This window comes from Micromonospora sp. NPDC057141 (assembly GCF_042670805.1).
Classification (GTDB): Bacteria; Actinomycetota; Actinomycetes; order Mycobacteriales; family Micromonosporaceae; genus Micromonospora.
Genome location: NZ_JBHUVA010000004.1, coordinates 72,720 through 93,749 on the forward strand (window position 1 = coordinate 72,720; position 21,030 = coordinate 93,749).

Annotated in this window: 17 protein-coding genes; 11 read left to right on the forward strand and 6 right to left on the reverse strand. The window is 73.6% G+C overall.

The genetic code is table 11. The annotated features are described in order from the left end of the window. Window positions 1-82: 82 nt before the first annotated feature. Window positions 83-2,869 carry a phosphoenolpyruvate carboxylase gene (gene ppc, locus ACFT41_RS04905; protein WP_377582469.1) on the reverse strand — a complete coding sequence of 929 codons (2,787 nt, stop codon included), beginning with the start codon at window positions 2,867-2,869 and terminating at the stop codon, window positions 83-85. A gap of 133 nt (window positions 2,870-3,002) precedes the next feature. Next, window positions 3,003-4,055 carry a hypothetical protein gene (locus tag ACFT41_RS04910; protein WP_377582472.1) on the reverse strand — a complete coding sequence of 351 codons (1,053 nt, stop codon included), beginning with the start codon at window positions 4,053-4,055 and terminating at the stop codon, window positions 3,003-3,005. A gap of 95 nt (window positions 4,056-4,150) precedes the next feature. Between ACFT41_RS04910 and ACFT41_RS04915 the strand changes: the two genes are divergently transcribed. Continuing rightward, window positions 4,151-5,191: a S66 peptidase family protein gene (locus ACFT41_RS04915; protein WP_377582475.1), complete on the forward strand. Its 1,041-nt coding sequence runs from the start codon at window positions 4,151-4,153 to the stop codon at window positions 5,189-5,191. Here the strand turns inward: ACFT41_RS04915 and ACFT41_RS04920 are convergent. After that, a complete protein-coding gene (locus ACFT41_RS04920; protein ID WP_377582478.1) occupies window positions 5,185-5,412 on the reverse strand; it encodes a winged helix-turn-helix domain-containing protein in 228 nt (75 codons plus the stop codon). The genes ACFT41_RS04915 and ACFT41_RS04920 overlap by 7 nt on opposite strands. A gap of 207 nt (window positions 5,413-5,619) precedes the next feature. On the opposite strand from ACFT41_RS04920, the gene ACFT41_RS04925 reads away from it, so the two are divergent. Further along, window positions 5,620-5,928, forward strand: a complete 309-nt coding sequence (locus ACFT41_RS04925) for a hypothetical protein (RefSeq protein WP_377582481.1) — start codon at window positions 5,620-5,622, stop codon at window positions 5,926-5,928. A 228-nt stretch (window positions 5,929-6,156) separates the two neighbouring features. Here the strand turns inward: ACFT41_RS04925 and ACFT41_RS04930 are convergent, their stop codons facing one another. After that, window positions 6,157-6,837 carry a cyclase family protein gene (locus tag ACFT41_RS04930; RefSeq protein WP_377582484.1) on the reverse strand — a complete coding sequence of 227 codons (681 nt, stop codon included), beginning with the start codon at window positions 6,835-6,837 and terminating at the stop codon, window positions 6,157-6,159. Window positions 6,838-6,968: 131 nt separating this feature from the next. Here ACFT41_RS04930 and mfd point away from each other — a divergent pair, with 131 nt between their 5' ends. The 4 genes from mfd (at window position 6,969) to ACFT41_RS04950 (ending at window position 14,165) form a co-directional block, all read left to right on the forward strand. Then, window positions 6,969-10,616, forward strand: a complete 3,648-nt coding sequence (gene mfd / locus ACFT41_RS04935) for a transcription-repair coupling factor (RefSeq protein WP_377582486.1) — start codon at window positions 6,969-6,971, stop codon at window positions 10,614-10,616. An 83-nt stretch (window positions 10,617-10,699) separates the two neighbouring features. Further along, window positions 10,700-11,506 (forward strand): hypothetical protein, encoded by an 807-nt coding sequence (locus ACFT41_RS04940; protein ID WP_377582489.1) that lies wholly within the window; start codon window positions 10,700-10,702, stop codon window positions 11,504-11,506. Beyond that, complete coding sequence (locus ACFT41_RS04945; protein ID WP_377582492.1) at window positions 11,503-12,498, forward strand: nucleoside triphosphate pyrophosphohydrolase; 996 nt, start codon at window positions 11,503-11,505, stop codon at window positions 12,496-12,498. The genes ACFT41_RS04940 and ACFT41_RS04945 overlap by 4 nt, the downstream gene beginning before the upstream one ends. Window positions 12,499-12,542: 44 nt before the next feature. Next, window positions 12,543-14,165, forward strand: a complete 1,623-nt coding sequence (locus tag ACFT41_RS04950) for a DUF885 domain-containing protein (RefSeq protein WP_377582494.1) — start codon at window positions 12,543-12,545, stop codon at window positions 14,163-14,165. Between the two features lie 59 nt (window positions 14,166-14,224). On the opposite strand, the gene ACFT41_RS04955 is transcribed toward ACFT41_RS04950, so the two are convergent. Beyond that, complete coding sequence (locus ACFT41_RS04955; protein WP_377582497.1) at window positions 14,225-14,917, reverse strand: hypothetical protein; 693 nt, start codon at window positions 14,915-14,917, stop codon at window positions 14,225-14,227. A gap of 214 nt (window positions 14,918-15,131) precedes the next feature. Here ACFT41_RS04955 and eno point away from each other — a divergent pair, with 214 nt between their 5' ends. The 5 genes from eno to ACFT41_RS04980 all read left to right on the forward strand — a co-directional run bounded on the left by eno (window position 15,132) and on the right by ACFT41_RS04980 (window position 19,191). Further along, a complete protein-coding gene (gene eno, locus ACFT41_RS04960) occupies window positions 15,132-16,415 on the forward strand; it encodes a phosphopyruvate hydratase (protein ID WP_377582499.1) in 1,284 nt (427 codons plus the stop codon). Window positions 16,416-16,449: 34 nt separating this feature from the next. Next, complete coding sequence (locus ACFT41_RS04965; protein ID WP_377582567.1) at window positions 16,450-17,082, forward strand: septum formation initiator family protein; 633 nt, start codon at window positions 16,450-16,452, stop codon at window positions 17,080-17,082. 52 nt (window positions 17,083-17,134) lie between these two features. Next, entirely contained in the window at window positions 17,135-17,692 is a 558-nt protein-coding gene (locus tag ACFT41_RS04970; RefSeq protein ID WP_377582502.1) for a DUF501 domain-containing protein, read from the forward strand. Between the two features lies 1 nt (window position 17,693). Further along, window positions 17,694-18,200 carry an amino-acid N-acetyltransferase gene (locus ACFT41_RS04975; protein WP_377582505.1) on the forward strand — a complete coding sequence of 169 codons (507 nt, stop codon included), beginning with the start codon at window positions 17,694-17,696 and terminating at the stop codon, window positions 18,198-18,200. A gap of 61 nt (window positions 18,201-18,261) precedes the next feature. Further along, window positions 18,262-19,191 (forward strand): exopolyphosphatase, encoded by a 930-nt coding sequence (locus ACFT41_RS04980; protein ID WP_377582570.1) that lies wholly within the window; start codon window positions 18,262-18,264, stop codon window positions 19,189-19,191. A gap of 42 nt (window positions 19,192-19,233) precedes the next feature. Here the strand turns inward: ACFT41_RS04980 and ACFT41_RS04985 are convergent, their stop codons facing one another. Further along, window positions 19,234-21,030 carry a DUF1996 domain-containing protein gene (locus ACFT41_RS04985; RefSeq protein WP_377582508.1) on the reverse strand — a complete coding sequence of 599 codons (1,797 nt, stop codon included), beginning with the start codon at window positions 21,028-21,030 and terminating at the stop codon, window positions 19,234-19,236.

The window sequence follows — 21,030 nt, forward strand, 5'->3', positions numbered from 1 at the left end:
GCCGTTGCCGCCCGTGCCGGTGGGCGTTAAGAAGGGCCCCCCGTTATGCAGAATGCGTTGACAGGGGGCCCCTCCTTGCACCTCAGCCGGTGTTGCGCATGCCGGCGGCGATGCCGTTGACCGTGGTGAGCAGCGCCCGCTCCAGCGCCGTACCGTCACTCGGGGCCCGTCGCCCACCCGGGGCCGTGGCCACCGCCCGCCCCGCCGCGCCGGAGTCGCGGTACTGCCGCAGCAGCGCCACCTGGAGGTGGTGCAGCGGCTCCAGGTAGGTGTCGCGCACCGCGAGGGTGCGCTGGAGCACCGGCGAGCCCTCCAGCAGGGCCGGCGAGGCGGTGACCGCCAGCACCTCCCGCTTCGTCAGCTCGTACTCCTGCTCGATCTTCGCGAAGATCGGGTGCAGCTTCTTCGGCACGAGGGTCTCCACGTACCGGCGGGCGATGCTGAGGTCGGTCTTGGTCAGCATCATCTCGACGTTCGACAGGAACGTGCCGAAGAAGTGCCAGTTGCGGTGCATCTCGGCCAGCACGTCCTCCAGCCCGGCCTCGCGCGCCGCCGCCAGCCCCGAGCCGACCCCGAACCAGCCGGGCACGATCTGCCGGGTCTGCGTCCAGCCGAACACCCACGGGATGGCCCGCAGCCCGGCCAGGCCCGCCCCGGTGTTCGGCCGCTTCGCCGGACGGGAGCCGATGTTCAGCGCGCCGAGCAGCTCGGTGGGGGTGGACGCCCAGAAGTACTCCGGCAGGTCCGGGTCCTCCACCAGCGACCGGTACGACCGGAACGCCGCGTCGGAGATCACGTCCATCGAGGCGTCCCAGCGCTCCAGCTGCTCGGCCGGCTGCCGGGGCGCGGTGTGCAGCAGGGTCGCCTGGAGCACGGCGGCCATGGTCAGCTCCAGGTTCTCCCGGGCCAGCGCCGGCAGCGTGTACTTGTCGGAGATGACCTCGCCCTGCTCGGTGACCTTGATCGCGCCGTCGAGGGTGCCGTACGGCTGGGCCAGGATCGCCTCGTGGGTGGGGCCGCCGCCGCGCCCGACGGTGCCGCCCCGGCCGTGGAACAGCCGCAGGTGCACCCCGTGCCGGGCGGCCACGTCCCGCAGCGCCCGCTGCGCCCGGTGGATCGACCACTGGCTGGTGGTGATGCCCGCCTCCTTGTTGGAGTCGGAGTAGCCCAGCATCACCTCCTGCACGTCGCCCCGGGCCGCCACCAGCGACCGGTACGCCGGCAGCGACAGCAGCTCGTCCAGCAGCTCGCCGCCGGAGTTCAGCTCGGCGGGGGTCTCCAGCAGCGGCACGAAGCCGATCCGGGCCCGGCCGCTGTGCACGTCGACGAGCCCGGCCTCGCGGGCCAGCACCACCGCCGCGAGCACGTCGTCCACGCCGAGGGTCATCGAGATGATGTACGACTCGATGACGTCGGAACCGAACCGGTCCTGCGCCTCGCGGATCGTGGCGAACACGTCGAACGTCTTGCGGGCGCTCTCGGTCAGCGGCGTGTCCAGCGTCGACAGCGGGCGGCGGCCGGTCAGCTCGTCGGCGAGCAGCTTGGTGCGCTCCAGGCGGGTCAGCGCCGGGTAGTCGGACACCTCGCCGACCGCCCCGTAGAGCTGGGTGAGCACCTCGTGGTGCTTCTCGGCGTGCTCCCGCACGTCCATCGTCGCCAGGTGCAGGCCGAACGCGGACACCGTACGGATGGTGGAGGCGAGCCGGCCCACGGCGGTGAGCTGGCCGGCGTTGCGGGCCAGCGAGGCGCGCAGCAGCTCCAGGTCGGCGATCAGCTCCGCCGCGCCCTGGTAGTCGCGCCCCGGCACGTGCGGGGTGCCCCGGCGCAGCCGCTCCCGGGTGTTGGCCAGCTTCGCCTTCACGCACCGGGCCTTCAGCCGGTAGGGCTCCTCGGCGTTGACCCGGCGGAACCGGGGGGCCACCTCGGGCAGCGCGTCCAGGTCGGCGGCGAGGCTGGCGGAGAGGTCCAGCGACACCCCGCGCAGCCGGCGGGACACGGACACCTCGTTGATCAGGTGCTCCATCGCCGCCTCGGTGGCCGCGATGCCGTGCTCGTGCTGGATGCGCAGCACCTCGCCGGTGACCTGCGGGGTGACGAACGGGTTGCCGTCCCGGTCGCCGCCGATCCAGGTGCCGAACGTCAGCGGGCGGGCCGTCGGGGACGTCTCCACGCCGAGGGCGCGCAGCGTGTCGGCGAGGTCGTCGAGCACCTGCGGGGCGGCCTCGGCGTACAGGTCGCGCAGGTAGTAGATGGCGTTGCGGGCCTCGTCGGTCGGGTCCGGCCGGTCGAGCCGCAGCTCGTCGGTCTGCCACATCAGGTCCAGCAGCTCGGCCAGGCGCCGGTTGGCCGGCCCCTCGTCGCTGGCCCCGTAGAGGATCGCGTTGGCGGTCTCCGCGTCCAGCTCGTCGGCGAGGGCGCGCAGCTTCGACAGGATCGACCGGCGGGCCGCCTCGGTGGGGTGGGCGGTGAAGACCGGGCGTACGGCGAGCCGGCGGGCCGCCGCCGCGATCTCCTCGGCGGGCACCCCGCGCTCGGCGATCATCTTGGCCGCCTGGTCCAGCCAGCCGCCCTGGATCGCCCGGCGGCGGCGCAGGTCGCGGGCCCGGTGCACCTGCTCGGTGATGTTGGCCAGGTGGAAGTAGGTGGAGAAGGCGCGGGCGAGCTTCGTGCCGGTGGTCACGTCCAGCCCGCCGAGGCGCTGGGCGGCGGCCGGGGCGTCGGCGCGGACCTGCGCCCGGATCTCCTCGACCAGGTCGAGCAGGGGGCGGCCCTCCTGCCGGGCGAGGGTCTGCCCGAGCAGCGTGCCGAGGCGGCGGATGTCGGCCCGCAGTGCGGCGTCCGGGCCGTCGTGGTCGTGCTGGTCGGTCACGGGTGCGCTCCTTACGCCGGGGACGAAGGACAGCGCTGTCCGACTCCCTGGATCGTATCCGCGTCGCCCCCTTCGAAAGGAAGGGCCCCTTGTTATCGCCTTTTGTTGTACAGGGGGCCCCTGCTAACCGCGCTCACCCGGCGGGGCGCGCATCGTCGCTGGTGGGAGGCGTGCCGGCGGTGTGGCGGGCGGCGGCGCGCCGGCCCCGGACCAGGGTGGCCGTGAGCAATCCCACGACGCCGAGCACCACCCACAGGGCGAGCCCGCCCAGCGGCCAGCCCATCGACCGGCGGTCGAAGTACACCGCTGACCTGATCAGGTCGGTGGTGAGCCCGGGCACGTTCCACCGGTGCATCCCGCGCAGCCAGGTGGGCAGGAACTCCGGGGCGTAGACGCCGCCGGAGCCCGGGTTGCCGAGCACCACCAGCAGCAGGATGACGAGCCCGGTGCCGAGCAGCCCGAGCCAGCCCTGCACGGCCGAGGCGACCATGGCGGCGGCGAAGACGGCCAGCGCGCCGACCGCCGCCACCGCCGGCACGTCGTGGTGCCAGACGTCCAGCACCGGGCCGACGACGAGCGCGCCCGCCGCGCCGAGCACGACGGCGTACGCCGCGAGCGCGGCGATGCGTAGCCCGGCGCGGGCGAGGTTGCGCGGGGCGGTGCCGGTGCGCAGGCCCAGCGCGGTGGCGGCGAGGTAGCCGCCGAGGACGTACCCGACCGCGAGGTAGAACGGGACGAGACCGCGTGGGTCGCTCTGCTCCACCGGCACCTCGTCGGTGACCGTCAGCGGCAGGTCGCCCCGCCGGGCCGCCTCGGTGAACACCTGGTCGACCACGTCGGCGGCGGCGGGCGCGGCGGCGCTGGCGGTGGCGAGGCGCAGCCCGCCCCCGGGGGTGGAGGTGAGCACCCCGTACACCTCGCGGCCGGTGAGCCCGTCGTCGGCGGCGGCCGGGTCGGCGTACTCGATGGGCTCGATCTTGTCGGTCTCGCGGCGCACGGCGGCCATGACCGCCTGGGCGCGCTGGTCGCCGAGGACCACCCCGACGGGCAGGTCGCGCGGCGTCGGGTCGTGCAGCGCCCCCACGTAGGCGGCGATGAAGGCGGTGGCCAGCACCAGGGCGCCGACCAGCAGGCCGGCGGTGCGGGGCAGCCAGTCGCGCACCGGGATGTCCGGCTCCTCGTCCACGTGGTCAGCCTAGGGTGCGGTATGCACCTATTGTGATGCTTTGCTGCTCTGATGCCGGGGCGAAAAGCGGTGGCGGCGGCCGGTAGCGTCCGATCATGGAGTCGCTGCGCTATCCGCCGAAGCCCCGGCCCGGCGACCGGGTCGCGGTCGTGTCACCCTCCGCCGGGCTGCCGGCGATCTTCCCCCACGTGTACGAGCTGGGCCTGCGCCGGCTGCGCGAGGAGTTCGGCCTGGAGCCGGTCGAGTACCCGACCACCCGCGTGATGGGCGCGGACCCGCGCGACCGGGCCCGGGACGTCACCGCCGCCTTCGCCGACCCGACGGTCACCGCCGTGCTCGCCACGGTCGGCGGGGACGACCTGATCACCGTCACCCCGCACCTGGACGACGCCGTGCTGCGGGCCAACCCGAAGCCCTACTTCGGCTACTCGGACAACACCAACCTGCTCAACCACCTGCACCGGCTCGGGATCGTCGCCTTCCACGGCGGGTCCGTGCTGGTGCACCTCGGCCGGCCCGGCGCGCTGCACCCGGTGACCGCCGGCTCGCTGCGCGCCGCCCTGTTCACCCCCGGCTGGTACGACCTCGCGCCGGCCCCCGAGTGGGGCGACCAGCCGAACGACTGGCGCGACCCGGCCACCCTCGCCGACGAGCCGCCCATGTTCCCCGGCGGCGGCTGGCACTGGCAGGGGCCGGAGACGGTCGTGCGGGGGCGGACCTGGGGCGGCAACCTGGAGATCCTGCACTGGCTGCTGGCCGCCGACCGGGTCGGCGGGGTCGCCGACCACGCGGGTGAGGTGCTGATCGTCGAGACCTCGGAGGAGCTGCCGTCGGCGACCGAGGTGTACCGGATGCTGCGCAACCTGGGGGAGCGGGGGCTGCTCGCCGGCTTCCCGGCGGTGCTCGTCGGCCGGGCCAAGGCGTGGGACTTCGACCGCCCGCACACCCTCGCGCAGCGCCGGGCGTACGCCGACGCGCAGCGGACGGCGGTGACCCGGGCGCTCGCCGAGTACGCCCCGGACGCGGTGGTCGTCTTCGACGTCGACCTCGGCCACACCGACCCGCAGCAGATCGTCCCGTACGGGGGCGAGGTCGTCGTCGACGCCGTCGAGCGGCGGATCAGCGTGCGCTACTGACCGCCCGGCTCCCGCACGAAGACGCCCGCGCCCGGGGCGCCCTCGACGAGCCCGCGCGCCTTCAACCAGTCGACGGCCGACCGGACCACCTGACGGGAGACGTCGAACTCGGCGCACAGTTCCGTGCCCGAGGGCAGCTTGGCTCCCGGTGGGTACTCGCCCGACTCGATCCGGCTGGTCAGGGCGTCGATGAGTCGCTGTTTCTTCGTGTACGCAGGCATGGGCTTACTTCCGTGGCAGGTAAGGCTATGTGATCACGATCGGTGCGAAGCGTCAATCAAAAGTGCGCTCAGGTGTTGGCTTGGCATGACAGGTAGTGCTAGGTCTGCGCCGGGTGGCCGTGGCAGGTTCGCCCGTCGGATGAAGAGCGGCCCGGGGTGGAGGTGGCACTCCAGTCCCGGGCCTTGACCGGGAAAGGACCCCGGCCCATGCGTAACCTACCGAACTTCGCCCATCCGTCCTGGTGTCTGCGCGGCCCTGACTGTGCCGTGTCGAGCGGCCTGCACCTGTCCGGCCTGGTCGACGCCGCGGTTCGTGGCGACGAGGTCATTCAGGTGCGGATCGGCCTGTGGCGGATGGACGTCGGCCCCACCCCGCCGTCCGGCCTGCTGCTCGAACTCTCGACCGGAGCGGACGTCGAGCGCTGGCCGATCGACCTGGCGCAGTCCCGGTCCCTGGTCGCTCTGTCCGGGAGGCTGTTGGCTGGCCTCGCCGCCGGCGCGGCACGAGCAGCCTGACCACGACTGGCGTGCGGCAGAACACGGGGGTTGAGCAGATCTTGGACGGTTCCGGTTCCTGGAAAACCGTAAGTGTCCAAGGTCCGCGTTGGTGACGCGGCACCGACGCCGGTGCCACTGGTGGCGGGGAGAGATCGGGCAGATCTTGGAAGATTTCGGCCCCTGGAGGGGCCGTTTGGCACCAAGATCTCCCGGCCCACGTCCGGCGCGGCGCCCGGCGACGACGTTCTATTCAGCGAGGACGGCGAAGGCGCGGACCGGGAAGGTGCCCATTCCCGCCACCATCGGCGGGGCGGCCGTGAACCGGAAGCCGGTCGGGGGCAGCGCGTCCAGCCCGGTCAGGTGCTCCACGATCGGGATGCCGGCCGCCAGCAGGCCGCTGTGCGCCGGGCGCTCGCCCCGGGCTGCCTGGCTCATGTCGTCGATGTTGATCGAGTCGATGCCGACGAGGGTCGCCCCCGCCCCGACCAGCCACGCGGCGCCCTCCCCGGTCAGGTACGGCGCGTCGGGGGCGGCGTACCGGTCGGTGCCGAAGTGCGCCGACCAGCCGGTGTGCAGCAGCACCGCCCGCCCCGCCACCTCGTGCGGGGCGAGCAGCGGGCGACCCACCGCGCGCGTGCCGGCGGGCACCCGGACCACGATCCCCGGCAGGTCGGCGAGGCGGTCCAGCCCGACGCCGGTGAGGTCGGCCCCGTCGGCCCACCGGTGCGCGGGCGTGTCCAGGTACGTGCCGGTGTTGGCGATCATCTCGATCCGCCCGACCTGGAACTCCGTGCCCGGGGCGTAGTTCGCCCGGGACGCCTCCCGGGTCAGCCACTCGGTGACCCGGGGCGCCGGCCAGCCGGGCAGGGTGGTCATGCCGTCGCTGATCACGTGGCTCAACTCGACCAGCCGCCGTCGTTCCGTCACGCCCCCGACTCGACCATGCCCCGGGGCCGCCGGTCAAGCGGGGATAGGCTGGGTGCTGTCAACCCCCCCGTCCTCGCCGGGCGCGGGGGAAGCGTCGTGTGCCGTGACCGCGCCACTGGGAAGTGATCAGATTGCTCACCGGACTCTTCGCCGCCGCCCTGGCCGACCCCGGGCTGGCCCGGGCGCGTGACCTGGCGCGCTCCGGTGCCGCGCAGGTCGACGGGCTGGACCTGACCGCCCCGGCGGCGCTGCGCCCGTTCGCCGTCGCCGCCGTCGCCGCCGACGGGGCTTCCCAAGGTGCGGGGCGGCCCGTGCTGGCGGTGACCGCCACCAGCCGGGAGGCCGACGACCTGGCCTCGGCGCTGGGCAGCCTGCTCCCGGCCGAGCAGGTCGCCGTCTTCCCGTCCTGGGAGACGCTGCCGCACGAGCGGCTCTCGCCCCGCTCCGACACCGTCGGCCGGCGGCTGGCCGTGCTGCGCCGGCTCGCCCACCCCGACGCCGCCGACGCGCACGGGCGTACCGGGCCGCTGCGGGTGGTCGTCGCGCCGGTCCGGTCGCTGCTCCAGCCGCAGCTCAAGGGCCTCGGCGACCTGGAGCCGGTGCGGCTGGCCGCCGGCGACGAGGCGGATCTGGAACAGGTCGCCCGCCGGCTCACCGACATGGCGTACGCCCGGGTCGACCTGGTCACCAAGCGCGGCGAGTTCGCGGTGCGCGGCGGCATCCTCGACGTCTTCCCGCCCACCGACGAGCACCCGTCCCGGGTCGAGTTCTGGGGCGACGAGGTGGAGGAGATCCGCACCTTCGCCGTGGCCGACCAGCGCACCATCGAGGCCGCCGGGCTGCTGTGGGCCCCGCCGTGCCGGGAGCTGCTGCTCACCCCGGCCGTGCGGCGGCGGGCCGCCGCCCTGGCGGCCGAGCACCCCGAGCTGGCCGAGATCCTCGACAAGCTGGCCGAGGGCATCCCCGTGGAGGGGATGGAGTCGCTGACCCCGGCGCTGCTCGGCAGCGAGAGCCTGGAGCTGCTGCTGGACTGCATGCCGGCCGGCACCCACGTGCTGCTCTGCGACCCGGAGCGCATCCGCACCCGGGCGCACGACCTGGTCCGTACCTCCGAGGAGTTTCTCCAGGCCAGCTGGGCCGCGGCGGCCGTCGGGGGCCAGGCCCCCGTCGATCTCGGCGCCGCCGCCTTCAAGACCCTGGCCGACGTACGCGCGCACGCCCGCGCCCGGCGTCGGCCCTGGTGGACCCTCGCCCCGTTCGGGCTGGTGGAGGCCGACGCGGCCCCGGCCCGGCAGCCCTGGGAGGACGTGCCGACCGAGGTCGACGTCGCGCCCGACGACGCGATCGCGGTGACCCTGGCCGCCCAGCCGGCCCCGCTCTACCACGGCGAGACCGCCCGGGTGGCCGAGGACCTCAAGCGCTGGGCCGGCGAGGGCTGGTCGATCGCGCTGGTCTTCGAGGGCCACGGCCCCGCCCAGCGGGCCGTCGAGGTGATCCGTGACGCCGGCCTCGGCGCCCGGTTCGTCGACGAGGTGCCGGCCGCGCCCGCCCCCGGCGAGGTCCTGGTCACCTGCGGCGGCCTGACCAGTGGGTTCGTCGACGAGGCGTCCCGGTTCGTGCTGCTCACCGGCAACGACGTCACCGGCGGCCGGGGCACCTCGACGCGGGACATGCGCAAGATGCCGAGCCGGCGGCGCAACACCATCGACCCGCTGGAGCTCAAGGCCGGCGACCACGTGGTGCACGAGCAGCACGGCATCGGCCGGTACGTCGAGCTGGTGCAGCGCACCGTCAACGGCGCGAGCCGGGAATACCTGGTCATCGAGTACGCCGCCAGCAAGCGCGGCCAGCCCGGCGACCGGCTGTTCGTCCCCACCGACCAGCTCGACCAGCTCTCCCGGTACGTCGGCGGGGAGCAGCCCACCCTGCACAAGATGGGCGGCGCGGACTGGCAGAAGTCCAAGGCGCGGGCCCGCAAGGCGGTCAAGGAGATCGCCGCCCAGCTCATCCAGCTCTACGCCGCCCGCAAGGCGTCCAAGGGGCACGCGTTCGCCCCGGACTCCCCGTGGCAGCGGGAGCTGGAGGACGCGTTCCCCTGGCAGGAGACGCCGGACCAGCTGGCCGCCATCGAGGAGGTCAAGCGGGACATGGAGCAGACCGTCCCGATGGACCGGCTGATCTGCGGCGACGTCGGGTACGGCAAGACCGAGATCGCGGTGCGGGCGGCGTTCAAGGCGGTGCAGGACGGCAAGCAGGTGGCGGTGCTGGTGCCGACCACCCTGCTGGTGCAGCAGCACTACAACACGTTCGCCGAGCGGATGAGCCAGTTCCCGGTGCAGATCCGGCAGCTGTCCCGCTTCCAGACGCCGAAGGAGTCCGAGCGGACGCTGGAGATGGTCGGCGACGGCACCGTGGACATCGTCATCGGCACCCACCGGCTGCTCCAGACGGCGACCCGGTTCAAGCAACTCGGCCTGGTCATCGTCGACGAGGAGCAGCGCTTCGGCGTCGAGCACAAGGAGCACCTGAAGACGCTGCGCGCCTCCGTGGACGTGCTGAGCATGTCGGCCACCCCGATCCCGCGCACCCTGGAGATGGCGATCACCGGCATCCGGGAGATGTCGACGATCGCCACCCCGCCGGAGGAGCGGCACCCGGTGCTCACCTTCGTCGGGGCGCACGACGAGCGGCAGGTGGCCGCGTCGATCCACCGCGAGCTGCTTCGCGACGGGCAGGTGTTCTACCTGCACAACCGGGTCGAGTCGATCGATCGGGCGGCGCGGAAGATCCGGGAGCTGGTGCCGGAGGCCCGGGTCGCGGTGGCGCACGGCCAGATGGGCGAGGAGGCCCTGGAGAAGGTCATGGTCGGCTTCTGGGAGAAGGAGTTCGACGTCCTGGTCTGCACCACGATCGTGGAGTCGGGCATCGACATCCCCAACGCCAACACGCTGATCGTGGAGCGGGCCGACCTGCTCGGCCTGGCCCAGCTGCACCAGATCCGGGGCCGGGTGGGCCGGGGCCGCGAGCGGGCGTACGCGTACTTCCTCTATCCGCCGGAGAAGCCGCTCACCGAGCACGCCCACGAGCGGCTGGCCACCATCGCCCAGCACACCGAGCTGGGGGCCGGCATGTACGTGGCGATGAAGGACCTGGAGATCCGGGGCGCGGGCAACCTGCTCGGCGGCGAGCAGTCCGGCCACATCGAGGGCGTCGGCTTCGACCTGTACGTCCGGATGGTCGGCGAGGCGGTGCAGGCGTTCAAGGGCGAACGCCCCGAGGAGGAGACCGACGTCAAGATCGACCTCCCGGTGGACGCGCACCTGCCGCACGACTATGTCGGCGTGGAGCGGCTGCGCCTGGAGATGTACCGCAAGCTCGCCGAGGCCCGCGACGCCGACCGGCTGCGCGAGGTGGTCGCCGAGATGACCGATCGCTACGGCGAGCCGCCCGCCCCGGTGCAGAACCTGGTGGCGGTGGCGAGGTTCCGGCTGCTGGCCCGCCGCTACGGCCTCACCGACGTGAGCATGCAGGGCAAGCACCTGCGGTTCGGCCCGCTGCCGCTGCCCGACTCCAAGCAGCTGCGGCTCAAGCGCTACCACCCCGACTCGGTCTACAAGTCCGCGCTCGACCAGGTCAGCGTGCCCCGGCCCAGCACCCGTCGCGTCGGCGGCGAGCCGCTGCGCGACCAGGCGCTGCTTCAGTGGTGCGCCCAGCTCCTGAAAGACGTGCTGGGCGATCCGGCCCCCGTCGCCCAGCCGGCCGGGGCGGGTGCCCGATGAGCGGGGGCGGGCAGCGGGGCCGGGGCGGCAACGCGTGGTGGGCGGCGTCACGGCCGGTAGGGGCGCATGAGAGAGTGACGGTCATGCGTGCTCGCCGTCTCATCGCCGCCGCCAGCGTCGCGGCCCTCGGTGTCCTCTCCCTCGCTGCGTGCGGGAAGGCCGCGCCGGACGTCGCCGCGTACGTCGGCGACACGAAATACTCCGTCGACCGGGTGGACGAGATCTACGACGACGCCCAGGCCAAGTACGCCGACGCGATCCGGTCGCAGGCCGGGCAGGGCGGCGCCACCCCGTCGCCGGAGCAGCTGCGTTCCACGGTCACCCGGCAGGACGTGCTCAACCTGCTGGTCAGCATCGAGCTGGGCAAGCGGGTCGTGGCCGAGCAGGGCATCACGGTGGCCGACGAGGTCAAGCCGGAGCAGCTGGAGCAGCAGCTCCAGCTGCCGGCCACCACCGAGTACGTCCGGCTCTGGGGCGAATGGGTGGACATCTCCGGCGCGCTCGGCGCGCAGCTGCCCACGGCCGAGGTGGGCGACGAGTCTGTCATGGCGGTCTACCACGCCATCGCCAAGACCGGCGCGATCCAGCCGGGGATGACCGTGGCGGAGGTCCGGCAGGCGTTCGGGGAGAGCGGTGGCCCCGGCAGCCAGGGCGGCTTCGTGCGGGCCGCCACCGCGCTCAGCAACGCCCTCCAGCAGGAGGCCGAGCAGGCCGGCGCGTCGATCAATCCCCGCTTCCGGCCGGTCGGCGTCCCGTCGGTGGTCAGCACCGGCCAGTCGCTGGTCTTCTACTCGCTGCCCTACATCGACCAGTTCGGCCCGGTGACCGACATCTCCACCCCGCAGGCCCCGGCGGAGGAGTCGAACGCACCGGCCGCGCCCGTGGCATGACCGCACGGATCGTCCTGCTGGTCACCTCGCCCCGGCTCCCGGCCGGGCTGCTGACGGCGGCGGCCTGGGACGTCGTACGCGAAAGCCCGGTGCTGGCCGGCGCGGAGAGCGACCTGACGGCGGCCGTGCGGGCGGCGGGCGCCGAGGTGACCGTGCCCGACGGCCCGGCGACGCCGGCGCTGCTCGAAGCGGCGGCGGCGCACGGCGCGGCGGTCTGGCTGGCCGGGCCGGTGGGTGACGAGGCGCTGGCCCGGGAGCTGGGCCTACGGCTGGCCCGCGAGCCGGGCCTGGCCGAGCTGGAGCTGATGTACGGCTCGTGGGATCCGCCGGGTGCCCGCCTGCTCGACGCGGTCGAGGTGATGGACCGGCTGGCCTCGCCGGGCGGCGACCCGTGGAAGCGGGCGCAGACGCACCGCAGCCTCGCCGGCTATCTGATCGAGGAGTGCTACGAGGCGTACGACGCGATCGGCGCGGACGACACCGACGCGCTCCGCGAGGAGCTGGGCGACGTGCTGCTCCAGGTGCTGCTGCACGCCCGGCTGGCCGAGGAGCTGCCCGACGGCGACCGGTGGACCGTCGACGACGTGGCCGGCGGCCTGGTGGACAAGATGATCCGGCGCAACCCGCACGTCTTCGCCGACGACCGGGCCACCACGCTCGACGAGATCACCGCCAACTGGGAGCGGATCAAGCGGGCGGAGAAGGCCCGGGACTCCGTGCTCGACGGCATCGCGCCGAGCCTGCCCGCCCTCGCCCTGGCCGCCAAGATCCTCGATCGCGCCGGCCGCGCCGGCCTGACGGTCCCGCCGCCGGTGGCCGACGCGCGGGCCGGCTCGCCGGTCGACCCGGAGGCGCGGCTCGGCGCGGAGCTGCTGGCCACGGTGGCGACGGCCCGGGCGGCCGACCTGGACCCCGAGGCGGCCCTGCGCCGCGCCGCCCTGGCGTACGCCGACGCCATTCGCGCCGCCGAGCAGGCCACCCCCCGCACCTGATGCTGAGCCCGTGAACGTCGGGGGAGGTCGGTAGGGTTCGGGCCATGGAAGCGTTCGTGCCGCTCGCCGAGCGGATCGTGGAGGCGTTGCTGGAGAGCCGGCCCGGGTTGGCCACCTCTGCCGGGGAGCACCGCTACGACGACCGCCTACCCGACCTCTCCACGGATGCGCTCGCCGCCGACCGGGCGATGCTGAAGGACGCGGCCGACGCGCTCTCCGAGCTCGACCCGGACTCCCTCGACACCGACGAGAGCGTCGACCATGCGCTGCTCACCGCCCTGGTCGACCGGGCGCTGTTCGAGTCCGACGAGATCCGCAGCCACGAGTGGGACCCGCTGCGGCACAACCCGGGCCCGCTGTTGCACGCCCTGCTCGCCCGCCCGTACGCCCCGGCCGACGTGCGGCTGACCAGCCTGGCGGGGCGGCTCGCCGCCGTACCCGACGCCCTGGCGACCGCGCGCGCGACGCTGCGGGACGTGCCCCGGGTGCACGCCGAGACGGCGGTGGGCCAGTTCACCGGCGCGGCGGCGCTGGTCCGCGACGAGGTGCCCCGGCTGCTCGCCGAGGAGCCGGGGCTGCGCGACCGGGTGGAGCCCGCGGCCACGGCCGCGATCGCGGCGCTGGAGGAGTTCGTGGCCTGGCTGCGCGCGGGGCTGGCCGCCGACGCCGGCCCGGGGCGGGACCCCCGGCTGGGCCGGCGGCGCTGGGAGGCCCGGCTGTGGCACACCCTCGACACCGAGCTGGGCGCCGCCGAGGTGCAGCGCCGCGCCTGGGCCAACCTCGACCGGGTCACCGCCGAGATCCGCGAGGCGGCCGTCGAGCTGGTCGGCGGCCCGGCCGACGACGAGACCGTACGCCGGGCGCTGGGCCTGCTGGCCGCCGAGCACCCCGACGATCACACCATCGTGGACCTCGCCTCGGTCGCCCTCGACGAGGCGACCGACTTCGTCCGCGCCCACGATCTGGTGACGCTGGTCGACGACCCGTGCGTGATCCAGGAGATGCCGGAGTTCGCCCGGGGCGTGGCGGTGGCGTACTGCGACTCGCCCGGCCCGCTGGAGATCGCGCCCGTGCCGACGTTCTACTGCATCGCGCCGACCCCGGCCGACTGGCCGCCGGCCCGGGTCGAGTCGTTCTACCGGGAATACAACGATCACATGATCCGCAACCTGACGGTGCACGAGGCGATGCCGGGGCACTTCCTCCAGCTCGCCCACGCCCGCCGGCACGTCGGCCCCACCCGGGTCCGGGCGCTGGCCAGGTCCGGCCCGTTCGTCGAGGGCTGGGCGGTATACACCGAGGAGCTGATGGTCGGCCTCGGCTTCGGCGGGCTGCCGGTGCGGTTGCAGCAGCTCAAGATGCAGCTGCGGATGACGATCAACGCCCTGCTCGACCAGCTCGTGCACTGCGACGACCTGCCCGAGGCCGAGGCGATGGCGCTGATGACGGGCCGGGGCTTCCAGGAGGAGGGCGAGGCGGCCGGCAAGTGGCGGCGGGCGCTGCTCACCTCCACCCAGCTCTCCACCTACTTCGTGGGCTACAGCGAGGTCACCGAGATCGCCGCCCTGCGCCCGGCCGGGGTGTCGGTGCGGGAGTGGCACGATGCGATGCTCGCCCACGACTGCCCGCCCCCGCGCCACCTCCGCACCCTGCTCGGTCTGGGGTAGGGCGGTGGGACGTCGTGCGGCGGGGCGGTCAGCCCGTCGGGTGGCGCGGGTGACGGCGGTCACGGGTTGGCGGAGCGGCGGTCCACGACGCCCGCGCCGGCCGGCAGTTCGAAGCTGGCCCCGTCGACCGTGTCGGTGTAGCTGTCGAGGGCCAGCTCCATCGGCGTGCCGTCCACCTCGCCGGTGAAGCTGCCGAGCACGCCCTCGCTGGTCATGCAGGCGGTGAAGTCGCCGGCCGAGCGCTTGACCTCCACGCAGGCGGCGTGGTGCCCGGCGAGGGTGGTGTCGGTCTCCTTGATGACGGCCTGCGGGTCGAGCGCGGCCTCGGCGAGCAGGCCGACCACCACCGGCGGGGTGACCAGGCCCCGCCGCTTCGCCTCGGTGAACAGCTCGACCGACGGCCGCGCGTTCGGCGGGGGCGGGGCGAGCAGCGTGCAGACGGCCTTCGCCGTGCCGGTCTCGCAGCGGGCGGTGGCGTCGGCGGTGACGGTCAGCTTCCCGCCCGGCCAGGTGTACGCCGACCGGGCCGGGTCCTGCGCCTGGGCGATGGTGGCGGTCTTGCCGCCGGGGAGCTGGTACTCGGCCGAGTAGGTGAGTTCGAGCGCCCGGTCCAGGCGGGCGGCGAAGTCGTTGACCAGGTCCGATCGACCGATCGCCTGACCGGCGTCGTCGAGGGCCTGGCAGCCGGTTACTGAGAGTGACGCGATGACCGACAGAGCGAGCGTGCGGAACGTCGTCGAGGCGGCGGGCATGGCCACCAGCCTTGTCGATCGGGTCCACGTCGTGCAAACCCGTTGCCGGTTGAGGGCCGAGAATCCGGGAATGTCCGACCGGTACGCTCCCGCCGGAAGCGCCGGGCGACGCGGTGCGCCGCGCCGTCGCCCGATACGCTGCGTTCAACACCTGCCTCAGCCGCACCGTCGCGGCCCATACCGGACCGGAACCACACAAACGAGGAGCGACTCAGTGGCAACCATCGAGGGAATCGTCGCCCGGGAGATTCTCGACTCGCGGGGCAACCCCACGGTCGAGGTCGAGGTCGGGCTCGACGACGGCACGATCGCCCGCGCCGCGGTGCCGTCCGGCGCCTCCACCGGCGCCTTCGAGGCGGTCGAGCTGCGCGACGGTGACAAGGACCGCTACCTGGGCAAGGGTGTCGAGAAGGCCGTCGCCAACATCGAGGACAAGATCGTCGACCAGCTCATCGGCTACGAGGCCAGCGAGCAGCGGCTGATCGACCAGAAGATGATCGACATCGACGGCTCGGACAACAAGGGCGAGCTGGGCGCGAACGCCATCCTCGGCGTGTCCCTGGCCGTGGCCAAGGCCGCCGCCGGCAGCGCCGAGCTGAGCCTGTTCCGCTACCTGGGCGGCCCGAACGCGCACCTGCTCCCGGTGCCGATGATGAACATCCTCAACGGTGGGGCGCACGCCGACTCCAATGTCGACGTCCAGGAGTTCATGATCGCGCCGATCGGCGCGCCCACCTTCCGCGACGCGCTGCGCTCCGGCGCGGAGGTCTACCACGCGCTCAAGTCGGTGCTGAAGAAGAAGGGCCTCTCCACCGGCCTCGGTGACGAGGGTGGCTTCGCCCCCAACCTGCCCACCAACGCCGCCGCGCTGGACCTGATCGCCGAGGCGGTCGACAAGGCCGGCTACCGGCTCGGCACCGACATCGTCTTCGCCCTCGACGTGGCCGCCACCGAGTTCTTCGACAACGGCACCTACACGTTCGAGGGCGCGGCGAAGTCCGCCGAGGAGATGAGCAACTACTACACCAAGCTCGCGGGCGACTACCCGATCGTCTCCATCGAGGACCCGCTGGCCGAGGACGACTGGAACGGCTGGGCCACCCTGACCGCGGCGCTCGGCGACCGGGTCCAGATCGTCGGCGACGACCTGTTCGTCACCAACCCGCAGCGCATCGCCCGGGGCATCGCCGAGAAGGCCGCCAACGCCGTGCTGGTGAAGGTCAACCAGATCGGCTCGCTGACCGAGACCCTCGACGCGGTCGAGCTGGCCCACCGGGCCGGCTTCAAGTGCATGATGAGCCACCGCTCCGGCGAGACGGAGGACACCACCATCGCCGACCTGGCGGTGGCCACCGGCTGCGGCCAGATCAAGACCGGCGCCCCGGCCCGTTCGGACCGGGTGGCCAAGTACAACCAGCTCCTGCGCATCGAGGAGGAGCTGGCCGACGCGGCGCGGTACGCCGGGGCGGGCGCGTTCCCGCGTTACCGTTCGGCCTGAGACACCCAGTAGGCCTCGGGGGAGGGGTGTGACGATGCAGCAGCGCCGCACACCGGGTGGTCAGCGTCCCGTCCGCCGGCCGGGTCAGTCCGGCCGGCCGGGCGGGGCCCGCGCCCGGGCGTCGGTCCGCGACGGCGTCCGCGCGGAGGCGCGCGCCGCCGGCCGGTCACCCGGCTCGGCACGCGCCACCGAGCCGGTACGCTCCGCGAACCGTCCCGCCGCCGCCCGGCGTACCGCCGCCGGTGGCACGGTCAAGCGGCTCTCCGCACCCCACCCCCGACGCTTCACCGGCCGGGCCACCGTTTTGTTCGCGGTGCTGATCGCGCTCGCCCTCGCGTACACCTATCCGGTCCGGGTCTACCTGGACCAGCAGGCGGACATCGAGCGGATGGAGGCGGCCCAGGCCGCCCAGCGGCAGCTCATCGCCGAGCGCGCCGCCGAGGCGGCCAAGTGGCGTGACGACGAATACATCCGCATCCAGGCCCGGGAGCGGTTCTACATGGTCTACCCGGGCGAGGTCCCGGTGATCGTGCTCAACGACCCGGCGGGTGCGGCCCGGGACGCGGGCGGCGGGAAGGCACCCGCCCGGCCGCAGACCCCCGATCCCTGGTACGACACCCTGTGGTCGAGCGTGCGGGCCGCGAACGCCGACCGCCCCGGGCAGTGAGCGCGCCACCCTCAGCACGCAGGTTTCAGCGCACCGACGAAAGATGGGCACCGTGACTGTCGTACCCCCGCCTGAGCCGGCGGCGGACTCCTCACCATCGCCGAAGCGGGAACCGGCCACCGAGGCCGACCTGGCCGCGGTGGCCGCCCAGCTCGGGCGCACCCCGCGCGGCACCCGGGCGGTGGCCCACCGCTGCCCCTGCGGCCTGCCCGACGTGGTGGAGACGACCCCGCGCCTGGCCGACGGCACGCCCTTCCCGACGCTGTTCTACCTGACCTGCCCCCGGGCGACGGCCGCGTGCAGCCGGCTGGAGTCGGCCGGGCTGATGAAGGAGATGGCCGAGCGGCTGGCCGCCGACCCGGAGCTGGCGGCCCGCTACCGGGCGGCGCACGAGGACTACCTGGCCCGCCGGGAGACGATCGGGCACGTGCCGGAGATCGCGGGCGTCTCGGCCGGCGGCATGCCCGGCCGGGTGAAGTGCCTGCACGTGCACCTCGGCCACGCGCTCGGCGCGGGCCCCGGGGTCAACCCGTTCGGCGACGAGACCCTCGCGTTGGTCGAGCAGTGGTGGGCGGCCGGGCCGTGCGTGGACGTCCAGGCGGCGCAGTGAGATGACCGCCGACCAGATCGTGGTACGCCGTGCCCGCACCTCCGACGTGCGCGGCATCCGGCGGCTCGTGGACACCTACACCGACGACCGGCGGCTGCTCAGCAAGGCCACCGTCACCCTGTACGAGGACGTGCAGGAGTTCCGGGTCGCGGCCGACGCCGACACCGTCGTCGGCTGCGGCGCGTTGCACGTCATGTGGGAGGACCTGGCCGAGATCCGCACGGTGGCCGTCGACCCGGCGTGCCGGGGGCGGCGGATCGGGCACCGCCTCGTCGGTGAGCTGATCGACGCGGCCCGGGAGATCGGGGTGGCCCGCATCTTCGTGCTGACCTTCGAGACCCGGTTCTTCGGCTCGTTCGGCTTCCGCGAGATCGACGGCGCCCCGGTGCCGCAGCCGGTGTACGAGCAGCTCCTGCGCTCGTACGACGAGGGCGTCGCCGAGTTCCTGGACCTGGAACGGGTCAAGCCCAACACCCTCGGCAACACCCGGATGCTGCTGCGCCTGTGACGGCGTCCTGACCACGTCGGGCGGGGGCGGCTGCCGTAGGGTTGCTGCCGTGACGACGCGTGTGGCCGCCATCGACTGCGGGACGAACTCGATCCGACTGCTGGTCGCCGACCTGCCCGACCCGGCCGCCGGGCCGGACGCGCCGCTGGTCGACCTGAGCCGCCGGATGGAGATCGTCCGCCTCGGCCAGGGCGTCGACCGCACAGGTCGGCTCGCCCCCGAGGCGATCGAGCGGACCCGGGTGGCACTGGGCGCGTACGCGGCCGAGATCGAGAAGCTGGGCGCGGACCGGGTGCGGATGTGCGCCACGTCGGCGTCGCGGGACGCCTCCAACGCCGGCGACTTCCGGGCGATGGTGGAACGCACCCTCGGCGTCGCGCCCGAGGTGGTCACCGGCGACGAGGAGGCCCGGCTCTCCTTCACCGGGGCGGTGCGCGGCCTGCCCGCCGACGCCCTGGAGCCGTACCTGGTCATCGACATCGGCGGCGGGTCCACCGAGTTCGTGGTCGGCACCCGGGCCGGTGGCGTGCAGGCCGCGATCTCGATGGACATCGGCTGCGTCCGGATGACCGAGCGGCACCTGCTCGGCGACCCGCCCGGCCTGGACCAGATCGCCGCTGCGCAGGCCGACATCACTGTCGCGGTGGACCGCGCGCTGGAGGCCGTGCCGGGCCGGCAGGCCGCCACGCTGGTCGGGCTCGCCGGGTCGGTCACCACCGTCGTGGCCATCGCCGAGGGCCTCACGGAGTACGAGCCGGAGCGCATCCACCACGCCCGGGTGTCGTACGACGCGGTGGCGAGGGTGACCGCCGACCTGCTGGCGAAGACCCGCGAGCAGCGGCTGGCGATCCCGGTCATGCACCCGGGCCGGGCCGACGTGATCGGCGCGGGCGCCCTGGTGCTGCGCACGATCATGGAGCGGGCCGGCATGTCGGCGGTGGTCGCGAGCGAGCACGACATCCTCGACGGCATCGCCTGGAGCATCCGCTAACGGGCCGGGCGTCAGCCCGGCCCGCTCGGGCGGATCATCCGGTCACGAGCACCGGCGCCCCTCGTTGAGGCAGGCCGTGATCTTGCGCATCTGCTTCTCGGAGTTGACGTTGACGAAGTCGTTGTGGTCCGAGAACGGGTTGTGGTTCTCCTCCGGGAACGAGTCCAGCGCATACTGGCCCCGAAGCTGCACGGCGCGCGGGATGTCGTAGGAGATGCTGATCCGCAGCTGCGGGATCGCCACGAAGCCCTGCGGGCAGGCGCCGGTCGTCGGGTCGGCGAAGGCCAGGTGGGCCCGGTGGTTCTCGCTGTCGGTGTTCCGGCCGTCCCAGCAGCCCGGGAAGTCCTGCACCCGCATGACCTGACTGCCGTCCGGGCAGATCGGGTACCGGTCGGACAGCCGATCGGCGAAGCCCGAGCAGGTCCAGGTGGCGCGGGCGTTGGCCGGGCCACGGCTGGTGGGCTTGGCGTCACCGGTCAGCGCCCGCAGGAACCTCGGCATCGCCGCCACCTTCGCGCCCGGGTTGCCCCGGTACTCGATCAGCACCTTGGACGGTTGCACGATCCGGCCGGTGTTGTTCGGCAGTTCCAGGTTCGGCCCCTGCGGCTCCGGCAGCGGCTTGTTCCCGCCGTTGTTGTTGTTGCCGTTCCCGTTGCCGCCGCCGTTGTTCCCGTTGCCGTTCTCGCCGTTGTTGTTCCCGTTGCCGTCGGGCTGGCCGCCCACCGGGCGCTCGTCGAGCGTGCAGGAGGCGAGCGCCTCGAGCCCCTGCGGCCGTGGCGCGGTGCGACCGATCGCGATGGCGATCCGGTCGAGGGTGGCGACGCGCTTGGACTGCAACGGTCCCACGATCGCGTTGAGGGCGAAGTTCGGGCCGCCCTCGCCCTTGGTGGTGACCAGCCGCTCGTTCGCCTCCGCGATCTGCTGGTCGAGCAGGTCGAGGTTGCGGTTGACCTCGTCGAGGGCCGACGCCGGCACCCCGGGCAGTTTGTCGCGGACGCTCGGGCACCGCACGCCCGGACTGGCGCCGCTGGCCGTCGCCGGTGCCGCGCTGTGCGTGGCGTGCAGGCCGTCGTAGCTGACCTCGCAGTCCACCAGCGACACCATGCTGCGGGGGCGGCTACCGGCGCTGCTCATCGTCCGGGAGATCCGCTTGATCGTCTCGGCCCGCTCGGCGCGCAGGGCGCTGATCACGGACTCGTTGAGCCGCTGGTCGATCCGTCCCCGGCTGGCGACCATCCGGGCGTTGGCCGCGGAGAGCTGCCGGTCGAGGGCGGCCAGGTCACGCCGTACGCTGTCGCGGGCGGACGCGGGCACCGCCGGCAGCCGGTCGGCGACCCGGGGGCAGGAGATCGTCGGCTGCACCGAGCCCAGTGCCTGGGCGTCCACGCCGGCCCGCACCGACTTGTCGATCCGGACGACCGGCCAGAAGTACGACGAGCGGTCTCCGTTCCGGCAGGTGGTCCCGGCCTTGGCCAGCACCTCGTCGGGGGTGTTGGCGTCGATCGCCAGGTTGCCGACGAAGTCGTGCAGGTGCTCCGCCCCGTTGCGGATCCCGGGCTGGGCGACGGGATTGTCCGGGCTGAACTTGCCGTTGCGGTTGGTTCCGCAGTCCACGGTGAAGACGCCCTTGGACGCGTTCGGGCCCAACTGCGGTGTCGGCACGTTGGCGGCGACCCGCTCGATGGGGACGAAGTCGTTGAGGTTCGCCTCGGCCGAGGCGCTGCCTCGGCCGCCGCCGGAGACGAACGTGACCGTGAGGGCACCGACCGCCCCGACGGCCGCCACCACCGCCACCACCCGGCTGCCTCGGACTCTTCTCCGCTTTCCACTGCCCGCCAT